Raw genomic sequence first — 16779 nt, 5'->3', positions numbered from 1 at the left:
GCACCTTGCTTCAGTAGACCCACGGCACAAACCGCTTGGTCTGCTCCCGGTAATGCGCATACCCCGGGTGCTGCGCCAGCATCCAGCGCTCTTCCAGCGTGGACTTGAACCACAGCACCAGCGAGAGCGCCCACCAGGCCAGCCAGGCCGCACCGCCGTCGGCGGTGCGCGCCAGCGCAAAGGTGCCGAGCAGGAAGGCGGTGTACATGGGGTGGCGGATCCAGGCGTAGGGGCCGCTGGTGACCAGGGTGCCGCCCACGCGCGGGCGGGGGTGGATGTTGAAGTTGCCCAGGCGGTTGGCGCGCAGGGTCCAGCCGAAGAGCAGCAAGGCCCCCGCGGCCGCGGCCCAGGCGGCCAGCGGAACGGCCCCGGTCTGCGCGGCAGGCCAGGCCAGCAGGGCCAGCACGGCCAGCAGGCCGAACTGCAGGAGCACCAGCCCCGAACCGAGCCACAGGCGTTGACGTTCGTTCATGTTCAAACTCCCGGTTTGGCCAGGCACTCCGGCGCCGTGGTCAGGTTTCTTCATGCCAAGCAGGCAGTTTAAGCCTGCTGCGCGGCGGGGAAGCCGGGAGTTTGGCCTGGCGGCAGGGAGGTGAAATATTTTTTCCAGCCCATGCATCCAGACGCCGATTCACTCCGTTCTAGAGGTGGGACGCAATGGTGCGGCCCATCAACCCAACCTTTCAGGACGAGGACATCATGAAAAAAAGCTCTCTTTTTGCCGCCTTTGCGTTTTCCATGCTGGTCGCCGGCGCTGTCCAGGCGCAGCCGGTCATGCGTGACGGTGTGCTGGCGGACGCGGCAGGCCGCACGGTCTACATCTTCGACAAGGACGAAGCGGGCAAGAGCAACTGCAGTGGCGGCTGCCTGGCCAAGTGGCCGGCCTTCGTCGCCAAGCCCGGTGCTGCTGCCAAGGGCGAGTTCGGCCTGATCGACGCCAACGGCGCACGCCAATGGACGGTGAACGGCAAGCCGCTCTACTACTTCGTGGGGGACAGCAAGGCCGGGGACCGCAATGGCAACGGCATCGGCGGTGTGTGGCACGTGATTTCCGAGAAGCCCGTGACCACGCCCCAAGCGGCGTATTAAGAAGGCCGGGGGCGTGGCTGGAGCGCATACGTGTCGGGTATGCTCTCCAGCGCCACGCCACCCTGGAGACCAGCCCCTGATGGATGACCGTGAAGAAGTAGGCGCGCTGCTGGCGCGCATTGCCCTGCGCGATGCCCGGGCGTTTGAAGCCCTCTACCGCCTGGTCGCCAGCCGGCTGATGGCGGTGGCCTTGCGCGTGACGCAGGAACGCGCCATGGCCGAGGATGTGCTGCAGGAGGTTTTCGTCACGGTCTGGAATCAATCCGCGGCGGCGGCGCCCGGGCAGCGCCTGACGCTGGCCTGGCTGTGCGTGGTGACCCGCAACCGGGCGATCGATCTGCTGCGCAAACGCAAACCCGAGTTGCCGCTGCACTGGCAGGACGAGAACGGCGACGAGCAGGTGCACGACCTGCAGGACGAAAGCGGCTCTCCCATGGATCAGCTGCTGACGCATGAAGACGGGGCGCAACTGGCGCATTGCATGGAGGCCCTGGAGCCCGAACCCCGGCGGGCGCTGCTGCTGGCTTTTTACGATGGTTTGACCCACCCCGAGATTGCCCTGCGCATGCAGCGGCCCCTGGGGACCGTCAAGGCCTGGACACGGCGCAGCCTGATGCGCCTCAAAGGCTGCATGGAGGCTCTGGCATGAACTGGTACCGGAACCCATCGGCTATCGAACCACTGGCCGCGGCCTATGTGGCGGGCACCCTGCGCGGGAGGGCGCGCCAGCGCTTCGAGGCCGTCATGCGGCACCAGCCGGCCCTGGTGGCCGCGGTGAATGACTGGACGGAACGTCTGGCGCCGCTGCACCGTGCCTTGCCGGCCCAGGCGCCCGGCGCGGAACTGTGGAGCCGCATCGCGAAGGCGACCGGCACCGCCCCGGCGGCCGTGGCGCCTTCCTGGTGGCGTCGCCTGCTGGCCCCGGCGCCCGCGGGGGCCCTGGTCCTGGGCTTGTTGATGGGCACCCTGGTGCCGGTCATGTGGCAGGCCTACGGCGACTACCAGCGCGATATGGAATTGCCGGCCAGTTATGTGGGCGTGCTGGCTACCGCGCAGGGGCAGCCGGGCCTGATCATTTCCAGCCTGCGGCGTGGCAAGGTGGTCGACATCAAGCAGGTGACGCCGGTGGCCGTGCCGCCGGGGCAGACGCTGTACCTGTGGCGCATCGACAAGGCGGGCGCGGTGGAGCCGGTGGGGCCGCTGCCCAATGGCAACTTCACCCACCTGGCGCTGAGCGACACCGCCGAGCAGGTGTTTTTGCCGGCGGTGGAGCTGGCGGTGTCGCTGGAGCCCGTGGGGGCCCAACCCGGCGCACCCACGCAGCCCTTTGTCTACCGCGGGCTGTGCGGCAAGCTCTGGCGCTGAGTCCCGCGGGCGCCCGGTTTTACAGGCGGGCCAGGCGCTCCAGCGCGGTATTCAGCGTCTCGTCCTTCTTGGCAAAACAGAAGCGCACGACCTTCTGGTCGAAGCCGTTGCCGTAGAAGGCCGAGAGCGGAATGGCGGCCACGCCGATCTCGGTGGTGAGCCACTTGCAGAACTCCGCTTCGTTCAGGTCGCTCACGGCCGAGATGTCCACGCACTGGAAATAGGTGCCCTGGCCGGGCAGCATCTTGAAGCGCGTTTTCTTCAGGCCTTCGCGGAAGAGGTCGCGCTTGCGCTGGTAGAAGGCGGGTAGTTCCAGATAAGGTTTCGGGTCGGCCATGTAGGCGGCCAGGCCGTGCTGCACCGGGGTGTTGACGGTGAAGACGTTGAACTGGTGCACCTTGCGGAACTCGGCCGCCAGCGGCGCGGGCGCGGCCACGTAGCCCACCTTCCAGCCCGTGACGTGGTAGGTCTTGCCGAAGCTGCTGACGATGAAACTGCGCGCGGCCAGGGCGGGGAAACGCGCGGCGCTCTCGTGCTGCTTGCCGTCGAACACCATGTGCTCGTAGACCTCGTCGCTGATGACCAGGATGTCGGTCGGGTCCAGCAGTTCCTGCAACTGCAGCATTTCCTCTTTCGTCCACACCATGCCGCTGGGGTTGTGCGGGCTGTTGATGAGGATGGCACGCGTCCTGGGCGTGATGGCGGCGGCGATCTTGCTGAAATCGGGGCGGAAGCTGCCGGGGGTGAGCGGCACGCGCACCACCACGCCGCCGGCCAGCTCGATATTGGGCACGTAGCTGTCGTAGCAGGGCTCCAGCACGATGACCTCGTCGCCCGGGTGCACGATGGCCAGGATGATGGTGAGGATGGCCTGGGTGGCGCCGGCGGTGATGGTGATCTCGGTATTGGCGTCATACGTGTGGCCGTAGATCGCCTGGTTCTTTTTGGCGATGGCCTCACGCAGGGCGGGCACACCCGTCATGGGCGGGTACTGGTTCAGGCCGTTTTTCATGGCCTGGGTCACGGCGTCCACCAGGCGCGGGTCGCCCTCGAAATCAGGGAAACCCTGGCCCAGGTTCACAGCGCCCTTTTCGGTGGCCAGGGCGGACATGACGGTGAAGATGGTGGTGCCTACATTGGGCAGGCGGCTCTTGAGGGCGGGTGTTCTGATGGTCATGTTGAAAGGATACTCAAAGCTCGTAATCTGTATGCTCGCCGCGCATGACACGCGCCACCAGGTCGCGCTGCAGGCGGTCGCTGAGCAACTGGGCGAATTCGTAGACGAAGTTGCGCAGGTAGGCGCCTTTCTTGAAGGCCACGCGTGTGACGTTCTTGCCGAAGAGCTGGCCCAGCGGGCGGACCACCAGTTCGTCACCGCTGGCCTGGGCCGGCAGGTTGCGCACGGCCATCTCGGCCACCAGGCCCAGGCCCATGCCCAGCTTGACGTAGGTGGTGATCACGTCCGAGTCGATGGCTTCGAGCACGATGCGCGGCTCCAGCTTGCGCTGGGCAAAGGCGTGGTCAATGCGCGTGCGGCCGGTGAAGGTGGGGTGGTAGGTGATGAGCGGCTCGGCAGCCAGGTCTTCCAGGCTCAGCCTCTCCCTGGCCGCCAGCGGGTGGCTGGCCGGCAGCACCAGCACGTGTTCCCATTCGTAGCAGGGCAGGGTGACGAGCTCGTCGTAGTTGGCCAGCGACTCGGTGGCGATGCCGACTTCGGCGATCTCGTCGATCAGCATGCGCGCCACCTGGTCCGGGTTGCCCTGGTGCAGCGAGAGGTTGACCTTGGGCCAGGCCGCGCGCAGTTTGGCCACGGGCTCGGGCAGCACGTAACGCGCCTGGGTATGGGTGGTGGCAATCGACAGGGTGCCGCTGTCCTGCGCGCTGTACTGTTCGCCGATGCGTTTGAGGTTGCCCACCTCGCGCATGATGAGTTCGATGCTTTGGAGCACCTGCTGCCCCGGCTCGGTGATGCGCTTGAGGCGCTTGCCGTGGCGGGCAAAGATGTCGATGCCCAGCTCTTCTTCCAGTTCGATGATGGCCTTGGACACGCCCGGCTGCGAGGTGTGCAGGGCCTTGGCCGCCTCGGTCAGGTTCAGGCCGTGGCGCGCGGCCTCCTGGACGAAGCGGAATTGGTGCAGGTTCATGGCTAAATCCGGCTAAAACTGACGTTTATTATGCCTCGCGCATCTATAGGGGCGACGGGCTGTCTTTGCCATCGTGTCATGTTCTGGAGTAGGCTGCCCGACGATCCAGAAAACGCCAACGGAGGAGCGCCATGCTGAAAACCTACCGCGGAAGTTGCCACTGCGGTGCCGTCCAATTTGAGGCCGAGCTGGACCTGACGCAAAGCACCTACCGTTGCAACTGCTCGATCTGCCGGCGCACGCGCTTCTGGCCGGCGGTGGCGCGCGAGGAGGGTTTCCGCCTGCTGGCTGGCGAAGGCGAGCTCACGCGGTACCTCTTCAACACGCGCAAGAACGAGCACTACTTCTGCAAACACTGCGGCGTGCGCGCCTTCGGCATCGGCACGGAGACGCCCATCGGCAAGATGTACGGCGTGAACCTGGGCTGCATCGACGAACTGGACGACGAGGCGCTCTCACGCCTGCCCATCACCTATGTGGACGGCCGGGCGGACTGCTGGGGCAGCGCACCGGCTTTCTGCAGCCATCTCTGAGCCTGGCCAGGGCCCGCCGCCATGGCGGTTGGCTCGCAGCGCCGGGCCTGGCGATCAAGGCTTATTCATCGAAGTCCCATATCCGGTGCAGGTCCAGCTCGATCAGCGCCAGGCCTTCGAGCACCTCCAGCTGCGCCAGCCGGGCGCTGGTGAGCTGCTCGGCCGCGAGGCGGCGGTTCTGGATGAGTTCGGTCATGGTGTGCTCACCCAGGGTATAGGCCCTGCGCGATTTTTCGGCCGCCAGCTGCTGGGTCAAGGCGGCCGTGTCGACGCTGATGGCCGCACGGGCCAGGTGTTGCAGGCTGTTGTACCGCGCCTCGATGTCGGCCCCCAGGCTTTGTTCCAGCTGCTGCACCCGGTCTTCTGCGGTCTGGGCGTCGGCCGCGGCGGCCAGGGCGTGGTTCTGGCGCACCTTGCCCGAGATGGGCACGCTGATGGACACGCCGATGACGCGCTCGGCACCGGCGCGCTCGTTGGCGGTGTAGATGCCCAGGGTGGGGTCGGGCCACTGGTCGCGGTCCGTGCGTTGTGCCAACAGGCGCAGGCGTGCCGCTTCGCTGCGCCACAGATTGAGCTGGTGGTTGCGTTCCAGGTACTGTTGCCGCAGTTCCGGCAGGGTGGGCAGCGCTTCCAGCCGGGTTTGCAGCCAGGCCGGATCGGGCAGCGGGGGCTGTGCCAGCGTGATGCCTGGATAGGTGCGCGTGAGCCGTGCCACCGCGGCTGACTGGGCCCCGCGTGCCTGGTCGAGTGCCGCCTGGGCGCGCTGCAGTTCGGCCTGCGCCAGGCTGGCGTCGAGCTGCGAGATCTCGCCCAAGCGCAGGCGTGTCGCCGCCAGGCGGTCCAGTTCCTGGGCGAGGGTGAGGTTGGTCTGGGCGTTGTCCTGGCGCATGCCGGCGCGCAGGGCTTCGACCCACAGTTGCAGCAGTTCGCGGCTGGTTTCGTGGATGGCATCGGCATAGGCCAGCCGCGCCGAGGTGCGGCTGGCGCCGGCCTGGTCCGCATCCAGCCCGGCCTTGCCCCACCAGCGCACGGGGCGCTCCAGGCTGAGCTGGGTTTCCGAGTAACGCTCTGCCGGATCGGACACGTGGCGGTTTTGCTGGCTCAGGCGCGCGGTGAACTCGGCGGGGCCGCTTTCGGTGATGTCGGCGCGGCGCAGCTGGCCGTCGCGTTGGGCCAGGGCGGCACGCGTGGCCGGGCTGCGCAGCACGACGTCCTGCACCTGGTGTGCGGGTGGCAGCAACGCCTGCAGCGGGTCGGCAGGCGGCTGGGGTTGTGCCATGGCGAGCAGGCACAGACCCTGCAGCGCGAGGAAGATCGATAGTTTCTTCATCTGGTTTCCTCCTTCAGGCCCGACGCCCGGGCAGATGGCGGCGCAGCCGGGCAGCGAGCTGTGCGAGGCTGTCCGGTGCGCCCAGGTGTTCGTAGATCTTGGGCAGCAGCAGCAGGGTGAGCAGGGTGGAGCTGACCAGCCCGCCGGTGACCACGATGGCCAGTGGCTTCTGGATTTCCGAACCGGGGCCGGTGGCGAAGAGCAGCGGGATCATGCCCAGGGCGGTGATGATGGCGGTCATCAGCACGGGCCGCAGCCGCCGCTCGGCCCCCAGGCGCACGACGTCATGCATGGCTTCGCCGCCCAGTCGCCGTTCGTTGAAGTGCGTGACCATGACCACGCCGTTGAGCACGGCGATGCCCAGCAGCGCGATGAAGCCGACCGAGGCCGGCACCGAGAGGTATTCGCCGGAGACGGCCAGCGCCACCACCCCGCCCACCAGCGCAAACGGGATGTTCAGGAAGATGATGGTCGCCTGCATCGCCGAGCCGAAGGTGAGGGTCAGGATCAGGAAGATGATGCCCATGGCCGCGGGGATGACCAGACCCAGGCGCGCCGCGGCGCGCTGCTGGTTTTCGAACTGCCCGCCCCAGACGATCTGGATGTCGCGCGGCAGGTCCACCTTGGCCACGGCCTGCTGGGCGTCCTGCACGAAGCCGGTGAGGTCACGCCCCTCGACCGAGACCTGGATGGTGGCCAGGCGCCGGCCCAGTTCATGATCGACACGTATGGGACCGTCAACCTGCCGGATGTCGGCCAGCGCGCCCAGCCGCCAGGCGCGGCCGTCGGCACCGAGCAGCGGCAGGTAACGCAGGGCCTCGGGGCTGTTGCGCACAGCCTCGCTGCCGCGCAGCACCAGCGGCACGCGCACGCCGTTTTCGTTGACCAGGCCGGTGGTCTCGCCCTCGACCTGTTGTTTGAGCGCCTGTTGCACGCTCTCCACGCTCAGGCCCGCCTGGCCGATGGCATGCCGGTCGAGCGCCACGGTCAGGTATTGCATGCCTTCGCCGCGCGGCGCGATGACTTCGGCCGCCCCGTTGACCAGGCGCACGGCCTGCGCGACTTTCTGCGCGTTCTCCACCAGCTCGTCCAGGTTGTTGCCGAAGAGCTTGATGGCCACGTCGCCGCGGGTGCCGGTCAGCATCTCGGAGACCCGCATTTCGATGGGCTGGGTGAAGCCGTAGACCAGGCCGGGGAAACCGTCGAGCACCTCGCGCAGCGCGTAGATGATGTCTTCCTTGCTGCCGCGCCATTCGCTCTTGGGCCGCAGCACGAGGAAAGTGTCGGTCTCGTTCAGGCCCATGGGGTCCAGGCCCAGTTCGTCCGAGCCCGTGCGGGCCACGATGGATTTCACCTCGGGCACCTGCGCCAGGATGGCCTGCTGCACGCGGATGTCCAGTTCGAGCGAGGCCTCCAGCGTGATGGTCGGCACCTTCTGCAGCTGGACCAGGACATCGCCTTCGTCCAGGGTGGGCATGAAGGTCTTGCCGACCAGGCCGTAGAGCACCGCGGCCAGCACCAGTGAGCCGAGCGCAGCACCGGCCAGCCAGCGCGGGTGCCGCCAGGCGCTGTCGCGCAGGCGCACATAGCCTGCGGACAGGCGCCGCATCAGGGCGGACTCGTGGGCGGCCTCGGGGCGCAGCACCAGGGAGGCCAGCGCCGGGATGACGGTGAGCGCCATGAGCAGCGAGGCGGCCAGCGCCATCACGATGGTCAGCGCGACCGGGCTGAAGAGCTTGCCTTCCAGTCCTTCGAGCGTCAGCAGGGGCAGGAAGACCACGCCGATGATGAGCACGCCCGCCACCACCGGCTTGACGACCTGCTGCACGGCATGCAACACGCGCTCGCCGCTGGCTTCACCGGGGGTGCCTGGTGAGCTCTCGATGTTCTCGACCACCACCACGGAGGCGTCGACCAGCATGCCCAGGGCGATGGCCAGGCCGCCCAGGCTCATGAGGTTGGCCGTGAGCCCGGCGAATTGCATGAGCTGGAAGGTGGTCAGCAGCGTCAGCGGCAGGGACAAGGCGACGACCAGCGCGGCGCGCAGCCCGCCCAGGAAGAGGTAGAGCACGACGCAGACCAGCACCGCCGCTTCGGCCAGGGCCTTGATCACGGTGTCAGCCGCCCGCGTGACCAGCTCACCGCGGTTGTAGAAGGTCCGGATGCTCATGCCTTCGGGCAAGCGCGTTTTCAGCTCGTCGAGTTTCAGGGCGATGGCGTCGACCAGCTGGCGCGCATCGGCGCCGCGCAGGCCCAGCACCAGGCCCTGCACGGCTTCGCCACGTCCGTCCTGCGTGACGGCGCCGTAGCGCGTGAGCGCGCCCAGGCGCACGGTGGCCACGTCTTCCAGCAGGACCGGCTGCTGGCGCCCGGGCAGCGACAGGCGGATGGCTCGCAGGTCGTCCAGGCTGCGGATCGCGCCTTCGATGCGCACGACGAGGGACTCCTCGCCGGTTTGCAGGCGGCCGGCGCCGTCGTTGCTGTTGTTGCTGCCCAGGGCCAGCCGAAGGTCGGCCATCGAGAGGCCCAGCGCCGCCATCCGGGCCGTGTCGGGCACGACCTCGTAGGTCTGGACTTCGCCACCCAGGGAGTTGACCTCGGCCACGCCGGTGATGGTGCGCAGCTCGGGGCGCAGCACCCAGTCCAGCACGCGGCGGCGCTCGGCCAGGCTGTAGCCTTCGCCGTCCACGGTGAACATGTAGAGCTCGCTCAGCGGGGTGGTGATGGGGGCCAGGCCGCCGCTGACGCCGGCGGGCAGTTCGGCCATCACGCCGGTGAGCCGTTCGTTGACCTGCTGGCGGGCCCAGTAGATGTCCACGCCCTCGTCGAAGTCCAGCGTGATGTCGGCAATGCCGTATTTGGAGACCGAGCGCACCATGCGCTTGCGCGGGATGCTCAGCAGTTCCTGCTCGACGGGCTTGACGACCCGCAGTTCCACTTCCTCGGGGGTCATGCCCGGGATCTTGAGGATGATCTTGGCTTGGGTGGGGGAGATGTCCGGGAAGGCATCGATGGGCAGCTGCATCCAGGCGCGCAGGCCCACGGCCATCAGGACGGCAGCCAGCAGCAGCACCAGCAGGCGATGCCGCAGGCTCAGGTGTATGAGGGCATTGAACATGTCACTCGCCCTTGTCCATCAGCGCGCGCAGCGAGGCGATGCCGGTGTGGGCGACCTGGCGGTCCGGCCCCAGCGCGCCTTCCACGACCGCCTGCTCGTCGTTGCCCGACAGGACCCGGACCCGGGTGGGCATGAACCCTTGGGGCGTGGCCAGCAGCACCCAGGACTGTCCGCGGTACAGAACGATGGCGCGCGCAGGCACCAGCCAGGCCGGGGCGGCGCTCTTTTCACGCGTGGGCTGGATCTGCACGGACAGGACCTCGCCGACCTGCAGGCGCCCGGGGGTGGTCACGCGGGCCCGTGCGCGGGCCTGCTGCGACGCGTCCAGGGCCCGGCTGACACCGGTCAGCGTGGCGCGGGCTTCGCGCGCCGGCACCGTGACGCTGTCGCCGGTGTGCAGGAGGCCGGCCTTGTCGCCGGAGAGCACGATGTCCAGTTGCAGCTGCCGCAGGTCGGCGATGCGGAACAGGACGGCACCCGCTTCCACGCGTTGTCCCACGCCGGAGATCGCCTCCACGACACTGCCCTGGCGCGGCGCGCGCACGGTGCCGCTGGCGTAGTCGCCGGTGGGCGCCTCGCTGGCGCCGGTGGCGCGCAGCATGGCTTCGTGGGCCTGCCGGGCCGACTCGGCAGCGCGGTAGCGGTTCTGGCTGAGCTGCAGCCGGGCGGCCGGGATCAGGCCTTCGTCGTACATGGACTGGTCGCGCTGCAAGGCCGCCTGGGCGTTCATGGACTCCAGCTGGGCCTCACGCGCCTGGCGCCGGGCATCGGCGAGCATGGGGCTGCTGAGGGTCAGCAGCGCTGCGCCCTGGCGCACGGTATCGCCCAGGCCGGCGTCGATGCGCGTGACTACGCCGGCAAACGGTGCGGTCACCGTGACTTCCTGCCCGGGCGGTACGGCGACCGTGGCCGATGCCAGCAGCAGCCCGGTGGCGGCGGGTTTGACCGCAACGGTGCGGATGCCGAGCGCGGCCTGCTGCCTGGCGTCGATCGACAGCTCGGTGGTGGCGGGTTGGGCCTGGGCCGCCGCAAGGCTGGCGCCGGCCATGATGAACAAAGCGATGAGCAGTCGGGACATGACCGCCTCCTGGAATCGAAAAAAGGAAAATACACCGCCGCAGGACGGTGAGCCGCGCAGGACCAAGCCTGCCTGGGTTCAGGCGGTCAGGGCGGGAGGTGCGAGGGCCGGAGGTGGCCAGCCGTCGCGGTAGGCGCGGGCGGCTTGCGGATCGGTGGCCGCAGGCCTGATCCGTAGGGAAGATTGATGGGGCAGCAGGCACAGCACGCATGCCAGCAGCAGGGCGGCCGGCAGGAGCAGGTGGCCGTCGTCGGACTTCGGCAAGGAGGCAGCCACGCCCAGTGCGGGGGATTCATCGTCCACGGCGCTCATGCTGTGGACAGACCCGGCTTCATCCGCGTGGGCGACAGCATGCAGCCCATCCACATGAAAACCGGAAACGTGCGAGGTGCCGAGATGGCCGTGCAGGAAGGGCCCCAGACTCACCAGTCCGATCAGGACGGTCATCAGACCCCGCTTCAGCAACTGGTATCTCATCAAGATGTGCACCGCCCGATTATAGGGAGCGCGACCGGGACGCGCCTGATCCAGATCAAGCCCTTGCCCGCGGCAGGGCCTGCCTGAGGTGCCTGTCACGATGGATGGCGCCGTGACTGCCTTATTGCACGAAGCGGTTGCCGCGCGAGAGGATGGTCAGCTCCACCCAGCTGCTGCCGTGGTGCTGGTTGGGGCCGAAGGCCAGGCTGAAGCCCTTGAGGTCGATGCGGCCCAGGTTGCCCATGGCCTGCAGCAGGCTGGCCCGCGTGACCTGGGGGCCGGCCTTCTTGAGGGCTTCGACCAGCACCTTGGCGGCGATGCAGGATTCCAGCGAGGTGTAGTTGAGCCTGGCGCCGTTGAGGGCGTTGAGCGCTTCGGCACATTCCTTGACCAGGGGCACCGAGATCTGGTTGGCGCTGCGCGGCGAGGGCATGACCTGGGACACGACGGTGCCGCGCGCCAGGTTGCCCACGGACTCGACCAGTTCGTCGGGGTTGACGAAGGACAGTGCGGCGATCGGCACCGCCACGCCCTTGTCATTGGCGATCTTGAGGAAATCACCCACCACGCTGAACTGCGTGGTGGCCAGCACGTAGTGCGGGGCGTCCTTGACCATGGCGTCGACCAGTGCCGCGTCCAGTGCCGCGCCGCGCTTGACGGCCACGCCGCGGGGTTTGTCGCTGCCGGCCTTGGTGAAGACGCCGGCCACGGCCTCGTAGTTGCTGCGGCCCACCTCGTCGTCGTAATAGACGACCACGGTCTTGTTGGCCCCGACGCCGCGCTTGGCCTCCAGGATCTTGAGCGCCTCGTCTTCGTAGGAGGCGCGGATGGTGTAGACGCTGGGGTGGCTGCGCAGGCTGAGCGAACCGCTGAAGGGCGCGAAGAACAGCATGTTGTTCTGCGCGACCAGGGGCAGCGCGTCCACGCTGTTGGTGGCCGAGTTGTAGCCGAAGAGCGCCATGGCATTGTGCTGGCCCAGCAGCTGTCTGGTGTTGTCGGCGGCGCGCTGGCGGTTGTTGGCGTTGTCCAGCGTCACGAGCTGGATCTTGCGGCCCCCCAGCTGGTTGCCAGCGTTGACCCGGGCGAAGATGGCCTGGGCGCCGTCGCGCATGTCGCGGCCGATGTCTGCATTGGAGCCGCTGAGCGGCACGGACTGGCCGATCACGATGTCCTGGCTCCAGGCGGCCGGGGTCATGGCCAGGGCGAGCAGGGCCAGAGAAAAAAGCTTTCTCATCTTGTCTCCTTCGTTGTACCGGGGTCTGTTCACATTCATTTCTCAAGTGTGAACAGGCCCCACGCGGGGATGTCGTGAGGCTGCCTCTACCGGGCGGCTCCCAACGCAACCCATTCTAGGGAGACAAGCGTGTCTGGCGCTGATGCAATGCCTGCGTGGCGCTTATGGGTTCAGCCGTGTTGCCAGGGTTTTTCGCGGTACCAGGCGACGCTGGCCAACCGCAACATGGGCTTGTCGCCCGCGGTGTCGCCGTAGGCGTGCAGTTGGGGCGGCTCGGCCCCGGGCTCGCCGGCCAGCCAGGCCTGCAGCCGGCGCACCTTTTCTTCGCCGTGGCAGTTGGGTGTGGCCAAGTGGCCGCTGTAACGGCCGTTCACCACCTCCATCTCGGTGCAGAGCACGGCGTCCACGCCCAGGCTCTCGCCCACGAGGTGCATGTAAAGGCTGGTGGAGGCGCTGACGAGCACGCAGCGGTGGCCCAACTGCTGGTGTTGCACCAGCTGGTGCATGGCCCAGGGGCGCCATTGCAGGGGCAGATCGTCCCGCACAAAAGCCCGGGCGCAGCGCTCCACCTCGCTCACCGTGCGGCCGGCCAGCGCGGCGTGCAGCAGGCGGGCCTTGGCGCGGTGGTTGCTGGTCAGGCGCAGGGCGTAGGCGACCAGCCAGGGGCTGCAGACCCACAGCACCCACAGCAGCGTGGGCAGGCCCAGCAGGCGGCGCAGAAAGGGCAGCAGGGTGTCGCGCCAGGTCAGGGTGCCATCGAAGTCGAAGGCGGCCACCACCACGCGCGGCGACGCGTTCACGGTTTCGGGCATGAGACCTGGCCGCAGTAGCGCACGCAGTAGGGGCAGCCCGTCATGGGCAGCCAGGTGGGGATGTTGTAGTAGCGCTGGAAAACCTCGGCCAGCACGCCCTTGCGGTAGGCCTCGAAGTTGAAGTTGCGGCCTTCGACGACGTGGAAGGTCACGCCGCTTTGCACCACGGTCCAGGTCTGCACGCTTTCGAAATAGGGGGTGTATTCGTCCAGCTTCGGGGCGTCGACCATGAGCACGCGGATGGTCTTGCCCTGGTAGAGGCTGTAGTCGACCAGCAGGTCGTCCTGGCGCGCATGGAACTTCCCCGGACCGAAGACGGGCACGTACTGCTGGCTCACATAACCGTAGACCGCGGCCGGCGAATAGGCGTTGGCCATGAGCACGGTGTCGGGCGTGCGCACCTGGGCCAGCAGCTCGGCCGTGCGGAAGGCGCGCACGAAGCTGGCGTAACCCGGCTTGCCGGCCCACTGCTCCAGCGTGGTGAAGGAGATGGCCAGCACGAACAGCACGTGCAGGCCGGTGAACCAGGCCAGGCCGCGGGCTGCACTGCGAAGGGCGGCCACGGGCAGCGCAAAGGCCAGCAGCACGAAGACGAAGGGGTAGAAGGACAGCACCCAGTGCAGGCCCACCACCTTCTTGAGCGAGAGCAGCGCGAAGAAGAGCAACGGCACCACGACCAGCAGGCTCACCAGGCGCAGCTGGCTGGCGGTGGCGCGCAGGAGCTGCCGGTGTTTCCAGCCCAGCCAGAGCAGGGCGGGGGTCAGCAGATAGGCCAGCATGCCGAGGTACATCAGGGGCTTGCGCCACTGGAAGTCCGCATTCTCGTGGCGGTTGATGGCGTTGAACATGATGTTGGACCAGCCGTGGTCCATGTTCCATGCGATGTTGATGGCCGGGCCGGGCAGGGCGCAGAGCACCAGCAGGGCGAAGGCCGGCCAGCGTTCGCGCCGGTACAGGGCAAAGTAGACCAGGTAGCTCAGGCCCAGCACCACGGAGAAATACTTGGAGAGGAAGGCACAACCCAGGGCCAGGCCGGCCAGCGCATAGAGCGCCCAGGCACGGCCGTCGAGCTGGGCGCGCCGTTCGGCGCGCAGCAGCAGGGCGGCCGAGAGCACCGACCAGAAGATCAGCGGGGTGTCGGTGGTGATCAGCGCGGTGAGCCAGTTCAGCGGCGCCAGCCAGATCAGCAGCACGGCCCAGGCCGCACGTTCGCGGTTCAGCGGCTTGAGCGCCCACCAGACCAGGCCACCGACAGCCAGGGGCAGCAGCACGATGGGCAGGCGGATGGCCCAGGTGGCTTCCCCGAAGAAGGTGCGCATGAGCCAGATCAGCCAGCCCACCATGGGCGGGTGGTCGTAATAACCCCAGTCGGGGTAGACGCCCCACCAGTAGAAAAAGGCCTCGTCACCCGTGATGGGCAGGGCGTAGGCGATCCACAAGCGCAGCGCGAGTGCGCCCAGGGCGGTGAGCAGCAGCCAGCGCGGCAGAGAGAAGGCGGAGTCGGTGGGCGTGGGGGACATCAGTGCAGGGAAATATCGCGGGAAACGGCTGCACTATATAGGAGGGCCAGCACGCCGATGGCCACGGCCAGCCACAGCGTGAGCAGGCGCACCAGTACCGTGATGGCCAGGGCCGTGGCCAGCGTGGCACCCTGCAGCACCAGCAGGCCGGTGAGCAGGGCTTCGGTGCCGCCCAGGCCGGCGGGTAGCAGCGAGAGCGCGCCGCCCACCATGGCCAGGGCGTAGAAACCGGTGGCCAGCAAGGGGTCCAGGCCCAAGCCCAGTTCGCGGCAGACCAGCCACATGGCCAGGCCTTGCGCGGCCCAGGCCACAAGCGTGAGGCCCAGCCAGCGCCAGGGACGCATGGCCAGGCAGGACCAGGCCGCGTGCAGCCAGGGCAGTCGGGTGAACAGGCTGTGCCTGAACCGGAAGAACAGACCCAGCACCAGCAGTCCTGCGACGGCGGCCGCAGCGACGAGCTGCAGCTGCCAGGCCGCCGCACCGGGCAGCTGCGCCAGCCACCACAGGCCGGGCAGGGTGAGCAGCAGCAGGGCCAGCAGGTCGGCTACGCGCTCGGCGCCGAAGACGGCCAGGCTGTCGGCCGCGCCCAGGGGCTGGCGCAGCAGCAGGCCGCGCGCGGCTTCGCCCACATTGCCGGGCGTGGGGGTGAAGGTGTAGCCGGCCAGGTACAGGCGCAGGCCCTGGGCGAGCGGCAGCGGGCGGCCGTAGTGCGCCATCCACAGGCGCCAGCGCTGGCCGCGCAGCCCGTAGTTCAGCAGGCACAGGGCGGCGGCGAGTGCGCCGGCCGGCGTCCACAGGGCCGCCCCGAGCGCGGCCAGCGGGGCGTCGCCGTTGAGCAGCAGGACCGCGGCGTAGACGGTGGCGGCGCCACCGATGACGAGCAGCAGCGGTTTGAGGGGCAGCTTCAAGGAGGGTCTGTTCACACTGATTTCTCAAGTGCGAACGTGGTGAAAACCGCGCCAATCTAGGCGCGCGACGACGCCCAGGCTGGCCGCCTGGGCTAGGAGTGCAACAACGAGTGGCGCGGTTTTCACCCCGTTCCCTCCGGGTTGCGGCCAAAAAAGCCATGCGGGGTGTTGCGCGGACTTGCCGGAGATCACTCCGGCGGCGTCCACGCGCCTACCGCATGACTTTTTTGATCCGCAACGCATCTTGAGAAATCAGTGTGAGCAGACCCTGGTCCTAACGCCAGAACCGCGTGGCGAGGAAGAGGCCGAGCCAGGCTATGCCTGCGGCCAGGATCCAGGGGTCGCGCAGCAGGTCGCGCGAGACGTCCTCGCCGCGGCCGCGGTGCACCTGGTAGGCATAACGCAGCAGGCCGAAGATCACCACGGGCACGGTGTAGACCAGGCGTTCGCCGTGCTGCTGCATGGCTTCGATGCTGGTGGCGTACAGGCCGTAGGTGATGACGGTGGCCGTCATGGTGGCGGCGATGTAGGTGTCGAGCAGGGCGGGCGGGTAATGCTCCAGCACGGCGCGTTGCTGTTCCGGTTCGTGGAAGGTCTCGGCCTTGCGCTTGGAGAAACCCAGGAAGAGGGCGATGAAGAGGCCGGTGAGCAGCAGCCAGCGCGAGGGCGGGATGCCCACGGCCACGGTGCCGGCCAGCAGGCGCAGCATGAAACCGCTGGCGATGATGGAGACGTCGACCACCGGCACGTGCTTGAGGCGCCAGCTGTAGGCCAGGTTGAGCGCCACATAGAGTGCCAGGATCAGCAGCAGGGCGCGGCTGCCCCAGGCCAGGCCCAGGCCGGCCAGCAGCAGCACGGTGGCGAGGATCAGCGCCTCGCGTGGACTCACCGCACCGCTGGCCAGCGGGCGCAGGCGCTTGGTCGGGTGCTGGGCGTCGGCGGCGCGGTCGCGCCAGTCATTGAGGATGTAGACCAGGCTGGAGAAGCAGCAGAAGGCCAGGAAGGCGTAGAGCACACGCTCGACCAGCGGGCCGTTGTGCCAGGCCTGGCTGAACAGCAGGCCGGCGAAGACGAAGACGTTCTTGAGCCACTGGTGTGGCCGCATCAGTCGGATCAGCGGGGGCAGCTTGGAGGTGCTCATGGAAGGGGCGTTTCGCTGGAGGGTCGGGAG

The 16779-nt window shown here is 68.1% G+C and carries 16 protein-coding genes; 4 read left to right on the top strand and 12 right to left on the bottom strand.

The genetic code is table 11. The features are described from left to right. Positions 1 to 10: 10 nt before the first annotated feature. Positions 11 to 472 carry an isoprenylcysteine carboxylmethyltransferase family protein gene (locus HTY51_RS07825; RefSeq protein WP_174252217.1) on the bottom strand — a complete coding sequence of 154 codons (462 nt, stop codon included), beginning with the start codon at positions 470 to 472 and terminating at the stop codon, positions 11 to 13. Between the two features lie 227 nt (positions 473 to 699). Here HTY51_RS07825 and HTY51_RS07820 point away from each other — a divergent pair, with 227 nt between their 5' ends. The 3 genes from HTY51_RS07820 (at position 700) to HTY51_RS07810 (ending at position 2454) form a co-directional block, all read left to right on the top strand. After that, a complete protein-coding gene (locus tag HTY51_RS07820) occupies positions 700 to 1089 on the top strand; it encodes a hypothetical protein (RefSeq protein ID WP_174252216.1) in 390 nt (129 codons plus the stop codon). Positions 1090 to 1168: 79 nt separating this feature from the next. Beyond that, a complete protein-coding gene (locus tag HTY51_RS07815; protein WP_174252215.1) occupies positions 1169 to 1738 on the top strand; it encodes a sigma-70 family RNA polymerase sigma factor in 570 nt (189 codons plus the stop codon). After that, positions 1735 to 2454 carry an anti-sigma factor domain-containing protein gene (locus HTY51_RS07810; RefSeq protein WP_174252214.1) on the top strand — a complete coding sequence of 240 codons (720 nt, stop codon included), beginning with the start codon at positions 1735 to 1737 and terminating at the stop codon, positions 2452 to 2454. Before HTY51_RS07815 ends, HTY51_RS07810 begins: the two co-directional genes overlap by 4 nt. 19 nt (positions 2455 to 2473) lie before the next feature. Here the strand turns inward: HTY51_RS07810 and HTY51_RS07805 are convergent, their stop codons facing one another. Next, the gene (locus HTY51_RS07805) at positions 2474 to 3631 is read right to left on the bottom strand and encodes a pyridoxal phosphate-dependent aminotransferase (RefSeq protein ID WP_174252213.1); all 1158 of its coding nucleotides are present in this window, start codon (positions 3629 to 3631) and stop codon (positions 2474 to 2476) included. A gap of 13 nt (positions 3632 to 3644) precedes the next feature. Continuing rightward, positions 3645 to 4598: a CysB family HTH-type transcriptional regulator gene (locus HTY51_RS07800; RefSeq protein WP_174252212.1), complete on the bottom strand. Its 954-nt coding sequence runs from the start codon at positions 4596 to 4598 to the stop codon at positions 3645 to 3647. Between the two features lie 131 nt (positions 4599 to 4729). Between HTY51_RS07800 and HTY51_RS07795 the strand changes: the two genes are divergently transcribed. Continuing rightward, complete coding sequence (locus tag HTY51_RS07795) at positions 4730 to 5131, top strand: GFA family protein (protein ID WP_174252211.1); 402 nt, start codon at positions 4730 to 4732, stop codon at positions 5129 to 5131. 61 nt (positions 5132 to 5192) lie between these two features. Here the strand turns inward: HTY51_RS07795 and HTY51_RS07790 are convergent, their stop codons facing one another. The 9 genes from HTY51_RS07790 to HTY51_RS07750 form a co-directional block, all read right to left on the bottom strand. Next, the gene (locus HTY51_RS07790) at positions 5193 to 6461 is read right to left on the bottom strand and encodes a TolC family protein (RefSeq protein ID WP_174252210.1); all 1269 of its coding nucleotides are present in this window, start codon (positions 6459 to 6461) and stop codon (positions 5193 to 5195) included. A 13-nt stretch (positions 6462 to 6474) separates the two neighbouring features. Beyond that, positions 6475 to 9579 carry an efflux RND transporter permease subunit gene (locus HTY51_RS07785; RefSeq protein WP_174252209.1) on the bottom strand — a complete coding sequence of 1035 codons (3105 nt, stop codon included), beginning with the start codon at positions 9577 to 9579 and terminating at the stop codon, positions 6475 to 6477. A 1-nt stretch (position 9580) separates the two neighbouring features. Next, positions 9581 to 10657 carry an efflux RND transporter periplasmic adaptor subunit gene (locus HTY51_RS07780; RefSeq protein WP_174252208.1) on the bottom strand — a complete coding sequence of 359 codons (1077 nt, stop codon included), beginning with the start codon at positions 10655 to 10657 and terminating at the stop codon, positions 9581 to 9583. 78 nt (positions 10658 to 10735) lie between these two features. Then, on the bottom strand, positions 10736 to 11104 hold the full coding sequence (locus HTY51_RS07775) for a hypothetical protein (protein WP_174252207.1): 369 nt from the start codon (positions 11102 to 11104) through the stop codon (positions 10736 to 10738). A 151-nt stretch (positions 11105 to 11255) separates the two neighbouring features. Next, on the bottom strand, positions 11256 to 12368 hold the full coding sequence (locus tag HTY51_RS07770; protein WP_174252206.1) for an ABC transporter substrate-binding protein: 1113 nt from the start codon (positions 12366 to 12368) through the stop codon (positions 11256 to 11258). A gap of 170 nt (positions 12369 to 12538) precedes the next feature. Next, complete coding sequence (locus HTY51_RS07765) at positions 12539 to 13180, bottom strand: HAD-IB family hydrolase (protein WP_174252205.1); 642 nt, start codon at positions 13178 to 13180, stop codon at positions 12539 to 12541. Continuing rightward, positions 13165 to 14700: a glycosyltransferase family 39 protein gene (locus tag HTY51_RS07760; protein ID WP_174252204.1), complete on the bottom strand. Its 1536-nt coding sequence runs from the start codon at positions 14698 to 14700 to the stop codon at positions 13165 to 13167. The genes HTY51_RS07765 and HTY51_RS07760 overlap by 16 nt, the downstream gene beginning before the upstream one ends. Then, positions 14700 to 15608, bottom strand: coding sequence for a lysylphosphatidylglycerol synthase transmembrane domain-containing protein (locus HTY51_RS07755; protein ID WP_254607016.1), 909 nt, complete (start codon positions 15606 to 15608; stop codon positions 14700 to 14702). Before HTY51_RS07755 ends, HTY51_RS07760 begins: the two co-directional genes overlap by 1 nt. Before the next feature lie 274 nt (positions 15609 to 15882). Then, a complete protein-coding gene (locus HTY51_RS07750) occupies positions 15883 to 16749 on the bottom strand; it encodes a decaprenyl-phosphate phosphoribosyltransferase (RefSeq protein WP_174252203.1) in 867 nt (288 codons plus the stop codon). Positions 16750 to 16779: the final 30 nt, after the last annotated feature.

This window comes from Rhodoferax sp. BAB1 (assembly GCF_013334205.1).
Classification (GTDB): Bacteria; Pseudomonadota; Gammaproteobacteria; order Burkholderiales; family Burkholderiaceae_C; genus Hylemonella.
Note: the sequence above shows the minus strand (reverse complement) of the source record. Positions and strands in the feature narration are given on the sequence as shown.

Bases quoted from the DNA above. Each gene is read 5' to 3' on its own strand.
- HTY51_RS07800 (WP_174252212.1), bottom strand. From the start codon at position 4,598: ATGAACCTGCACCAATTCCGCTTCGTCCAGGAGGCCGCGCGCCACGGC.
- HTY51_RS07760 (WP_174252204.1), bottom strand. From the start codon at position 14,700: ATGTCCCCCACGCCCACCGACTCCGCCTTCTCTCTGCCGCGCTGGCTG.
- HTY51_RS07810 (WP_174252214.1), top strand. From the start codon at position 1,735: ATGAACTGGTACCGGAACCCATCGGCTATCGAACCACTGGCCGCGGCC.
- HTY51_RS07750 (WP_174252203.1), bottom strand. From the start codon at position 16,749: ATGAGCACCTCCAAGCTGCCCCCGCTGATCCGACTGATGCGGCCACAC.
- HTY51_RS07805 (WP_174252213.1), bottom strand. From the start codon at position 3,631: ATGACCATCAGAACACCCGCCCTCAAGAGCCGCCTGCCCAATGTAGGC.
- HTY51_RS07770 (WP_174252206.1), bottom strand. From the start codon at position 12,368: ATGAGAAAGCTTTTTTCTCTGGCCCTGCTCGCCCTGGCCATGACCCCG.
- HTY51_RS07765 (WP_174252205.1), bottom strand. From the start codon at position 13,180: ATGCCCGAAACCGTGAACGCGTCGCCGCGCGTGGTGGTGGCCGCCTTC.
- HTY51_RS07775 (WP_174252207.1), bottom strand. From the start codon at position 11,104: ATGACCGTCCTGATCGGACTGGTGAGTCTGGGGCCCTTCCTGCACGGC.
- HTY51_RS07795 (WP_174252211.1), top strand. From the start codon at position 4,730: ATGCTGAAAACCTACCGCGGAAGTTGCCACTGCGGTGCCGTCCAATTT.
- HTY51_RS07815 (WP_174252215.1), top strand. From the start codon at position 1,169: ATGGATGACCGTGAAGAAGTAGGCGCGCTGCTGGCGCGCATTGCCCTG.
- HTY51_RS07790 (WP_174252210.1), bottom strand. From the start codon at position 6,461: ATGAAGAAACTATCGATCTTCCTCGCGCTGCAGGGTCTGTGCCTGCTC.
- HTY51_RS07825 (WP_174252217.1), bottom strand. From the start codon at position 472: ATGAACGAACGTCAACGCCTGTGGCTCGGTTCGGGGCTGGTGCTCCTG.
- HTY51_RS07785 (WP_174252209.1), bottom strand. From the start codon at position 9,579: ATGTTCAATGCCCTCATACACCTGAGCCTGCGGCATCGCCTGCTGGTG.
- HTY51_RS07780 (WP_174252208.1), bottom strand. From the start codon at position 10,657: ATGTCCCGACTGCTCATCGCTTTGTTCATCATGGCCGGCGCCAGCCTT.
- HTY51_RS07820 (WP_174252216.1), top strand. From the start codon at position 700: ATGAAAAAAAGCTCTCTTTTTGCCGCCTTTGCGTTTTCCATGCTGGTC.